This is a genomic window from Roseovarius gaetbuli (assembly GCF_900172365.1).
Classification (GTDB): Bacteria; Pseudomonadota; Alphaproteobacteria; order Rhodobacterales; family Rhodobacteraceae; genus Roseovarius; species Roseovarius gaetbuli.
The window spans coordinates 1-3,842 of record NZ_FWFJ01000092.1 but is presented as its reverse complement, the minus strand read 5'-3'; the positions used below and the strand labels follow the sequence as shown (position 1 = coordinate 3,842).

The following is a 3,842-nucleotide window of genomic DNA, read 5'->3' as shown; positions in this document are numbered from 1 at the left end:
GCAATGGCTCTGGACTTACAACAATGAGCGCCCCAACATGGGCATCGGCGGCATAACACCCGCTATGAAACTGAAAACAGCTGCGTGATTTCTACGGCTGGACCCCATTGAAAATGGGGGGATTACCCCGCCACCGTGGCATCGCCACAACGGACAAGGCCGATCCCCGTCATGATCTTCAGCTTGCCCTGTGACGCCCATCCGGCGATGTCGGAGACAGAACAATCCCAGCGGACTGAGACTTCATAAAGCGAAAAAAACACGCGCGGTGGTAATGCCACGGCGACTCCCTCCTCAATTCGGTCAAGGGGGAGACCATGCCTGTGCCCTGCTGACCATTTTTATGGCAAGACAGGAAACTCCGGGCGCAAAAGGTCAGGGCGTAAGCTCGCCTTTTTCAACAGTTCTGCACGAAATGAGTCGTCCTGTCATGATTCTGATTGAGGCCTGCTCGCCTCATGCGTGTAATCTGCATCCGTCCGGGATCGGGAGCAATAGGGGCAGAGCAGGAATCTGTGCATAACGCTGCGGCAGGAATGGTCGTTGGTGTGGAACGTATGGTAAACTTGACTTTCACGTCATGAACTGACCCCAAGCTGGACAGACGGACCTCGACGCAAGGTGCGGTGAAGGGTAGGAAAAGGGTCCGGAGAATCGGATGCTACATCGGCGTCGAACGGCAGCCATGCGCAAGGAGCCGACGCCGCAAAGTTGCGAGCTATTTTCGGCCTCTGGGATGTGACATGCCCATTACTGCCGTTCGCCAAGGCAAGCGAATGAAACGCTGCGGCCCGTCACAGCAGCCATTTGCTACAATTGCGAGATGTTGGTGCGGACAAACTGAGGTGCCAATGGCTCAAGTCCTCTTCTGCGATCACAGCTAATGCATAGTCCCGGTACTAAGGACCGAGAGATTGAAGTGTTGGGTCTGTCGACAAGAAATCTATGGCCTGAGGGTCTGGTTCGCTCCATATCAGGGAATGCCCTTCATAGACTTGTTTGACCGTTGCCCACGAGGTTTCTGGGAAGCTACAAACTCAGTCACACTCTCAATGGGTTCCTTGTTCGTTCGAAAAAATGGTACAGAACTTTCGAAGCGTGCAAACTGAGGTAGTCAGTGGAGGCGTCCCGTGACGAAAAGCAACCCACAGAGAGCTCGCAAATGAAGTTTCATGTAATTCCAGCGAAGAGTCGCCCGCCGTCGTCCGGCTGCAACGAGGTTTATCTCACTATTGATCACTGGAATGACTACTCCTTCGTCACGAGCTTTGCCGTCCATGTGTTCGATGAAGACGGTACAGGTCACAGCTTGTCGAACGTGAGGATAGGATTCGTCGGTCAAACCCAAGAGGATTCAACGTACTCAAAGCTGGGCGATACTTTCGACAGATTGGGTGAAGGTTATTTCTCCCTCGGAATGGACGTCGAATATTATAAAGACTTATTCGCTGACTTCAGTGAAGAATGGCGACGCGAATTCCTGACGCGAATGTGTGATGTCGTTTGGGACAAGGACCTTCTCGAAGCGATAAAGAGCGAAAGGGTCTTTGAAGTCTCTCACCTCCGCTCGATCTCAATGAGCAAAATTCGAGATCAATTCGCCAGCGTGCTTGGAGGCGACGTTCTCCTAACTAATTATAAGTTTGGGTTTTGTCTGCCGCCTTCTGAAAAATTTGCCGGTTTCGATCTTCCTTTTCGAGTTAGGGCAAGCTCGACACCCAGTACAAACATGCATGCTTTGATCGGTAGAAACGGAGTTGGGAAAACAACTCTGTTGAATTCAATGGTCAAAGCGGTTGCCGATCATGTGGAGACGGAAGCATACTTTTATACACGCGATATCTTTGAAGAGGTTGAGAAAAACAACGAATACTTCAGAAGTTTAGTATCAGTTGCTTTTAGCGCTTTCGATCCATTTGACCTTCCCGGCGAGGGCGATGACACGCCGTACACATACATCGGCTTGACTGATTATGCCGATGATGATGGCGCGATCATAAAATCAAAAGTCGAGATTTTTGAAGAATTTGTCGACGGTCTAGCGTTTTGTTTGGAAGATGATCGCAGGCGAAACCGGTGGATCCAAGCAATTGAAACCCTCCAAAGTGATGAGAATTTCGCCGATATGCGGCTATTGTCATTGGCGGAACTGCGCGGCGAGGAATTAAAGAAACGTGGGCTCTTTTTGATTGATAAGATGAGCTCTGGGCACGCGGTAGTGATTCTTGCAATGACCCTTCTGGTGATGAAGGTTGAAGAGAAGACACTGGTGCTATTCGACGAACCAGAAAGCCATCTCCACCCACCTCTACTTTCTGCTCTGATGCGAAGCTTAAGCCAACTCCTGCACACGCGAAACGCAGTCGCGATAATTGCGACCCACTCCCCGGTCGTTTTACAGGAAATCCCGAGGTCTTGTGTTTGGAAGGTTTTTCGGAGCAAGCTTGTATCAGAGAAAAAGCGCCCAGATACAGAGACTTTCGGTGAGAATGTGGGTGTCTTGACCCGAGACGTGTTCGGCCTTGAGGTCTCCCGATCAGGATTCCATACCGTACTGTCCGAACTAGTTGGCCAAGGTGGGACGTACGATGAAATCATGGAGAGGCTAGGCGGAAGTCTGGGCAATGAGGCTCGGGGAATTCTCAAGGCGATGATCATTAATCGCGATGAGGGGCATATCGAAGAATGAAGAGGTTAGACGCACCGCCTTATGCTTCAATAAATCTGTACGATGAAAGCGTCGCAGGTTTAGGTGACGAGTTACTTAAAAAGAAGTTTTTGCACAATCGACCGACAGTCGTCGAAGCGTATGGACGGTTTGATGAAAGCTCGCAGACCAAAACCTGGTGTGATCTCCCAAGGGCTGCTCATGGTAATCCAGAGGCGATCGTTTTGGGCTCACTCTTAAAAGGTGAGTTGGTGAGCCTTTACGATGAGGGCGTTGTGAAGTCTAAGGGTAAACCAAGAAATATGTACGATCAGATCAAATTGGGCGCCCACGATGAGTGCCCATATTGTGGAGGTATGGGGGAAATGGGTGAAGTAGGTGAACTAGGCACTGCAGATCACTTTTTGCCGAAGGCATACTTCCCAACTTACGCCGTTCTACCACTAAATTTGGTGCCCGCATGTCAAGTCTGCAATAAAGGGATGGGAGGTAGTTTTCCGACGGACGAAAACTCTCAGCCACTGCATCCGTACTTGGACGAAGACCATTTTTTTCTGGAGAAATGGACTTCGGCATCCGTTCGTAATGAAGATCCTTTGGTCGTTGATTTTGAGGTGAAGTCACCAGCTAGTTGGCCCGAAAAGGACCGACAACGTGTCACGGCACACTTTAAAGCTTGCAAGCTTGAGGCACGGTACCGCTCTCGTGCATGGACGGAGCTCACTCCCTTGATATCTCAGCGCAAGTCTACACTAAGGATATTTAGCTCTGAGCAGTTCCGCGAGCACCTCTTAGTGATCGCGAATGAGCCGAACCTGCCGATAAATGGTTGGAAGCGAACGCTGTATTCTGCATTGGCCGCCTCGCAATGGTTCTGCGAGGCAGATTTCGCCTGACGCTGTCGCCTGTACGTTCCGCAACTTGATCCGGAATAGCTGTTCGAGAACCGCAAGCGGTTCTTCATCCCGCCCGGTTCCACGGTAGCAGTTGATCGATGTCCTTTTTGCTTGTGCCCGTAGACGATGGCCGAGAGTACACCTGTCAGGTGGTAATCCCCCCATTTTCAATGGGGTCCAGCCGTAGAAATCACGCAGCTGTTTTCAGTTTCATAGCGGGTGTTATGCCGCCGATGCCCATGTTGGGGCGCTCATTGTTGTAAGTCCAGAGCCATTGC

3 protein-coding genes are annotated in these 3,842 nt (G+C 50.8%); 2 read left to right on the top strand and 1 reads right to left on the bottom strand.

The window, feature by feature from the left end; genetic code table 11:
- Positions 1-122: 122 nt before the first annotated feature.
- Positions 123-281 carry a hypothetical protein gene (locus ROG8370_RS20705; protein ID WP_170925316.1) on the bottom strand — a complete coding sequence of 53 codons (159 nt, stop codon included), beginning with the start codon at positions 279-281 and terminating at the stop codon, positions 123-125.
- Positions 282-1,162: 881 nt separating this feature from the next.
- On the opposite strand from ROG8370_RS20705, the gene ROG8370_RS19510 reads away from it, so the two are divergent.
- Both ROG8370_RS19510 and ROG8370_RS19505 read left to right on the top strand, forming a co-directional pair.
- Positions 1,163-2,689: an AAA family ATPase gene (locus ROG8370_RS19510; RefSeq protein ID WP_085828792.1), complete on the top strand. Its 1,527-nt coding sequence runs from the start codon at positions 1,163-1,165 to the stop codon at positions 2,687-2,689.
- On the top strand, positions 2,686-3,564 hold the full coding sequence (locus ROG8370_RS19505) for a hypothetical protein (RefSeq protein WP_085828791.1): 879 nt from the start codon (positions 2,686-2,688) through the stop codon (positions 3,562-3,564). Before ROG8370_RS19510 ends, ROG8370_RS19505 begins: the two co-directional genes overlap by 4 nt.
- The last annotated feature ends 278 nt before the right edge of the window (positions 3,565-3,842 follow it).

Excerpts from the sequence above, each read along its gene's own strand:
- ROG8370_RS19505 (WP_085828791.1), top strand. The coding sequence starts at position 2,686 with ATGAAGAGGTTAGACGCACCGCCTTATGCTTCAATAAATCTGTACGAT.
- ROG8370_RS19510 (WP_085828792.1), top strand. The coding sequence starts at position 1,163 with ATGAAGTTTCATGTAATTCCAGCGAAGAGTCGCCCGCCGTCGTCCGGC.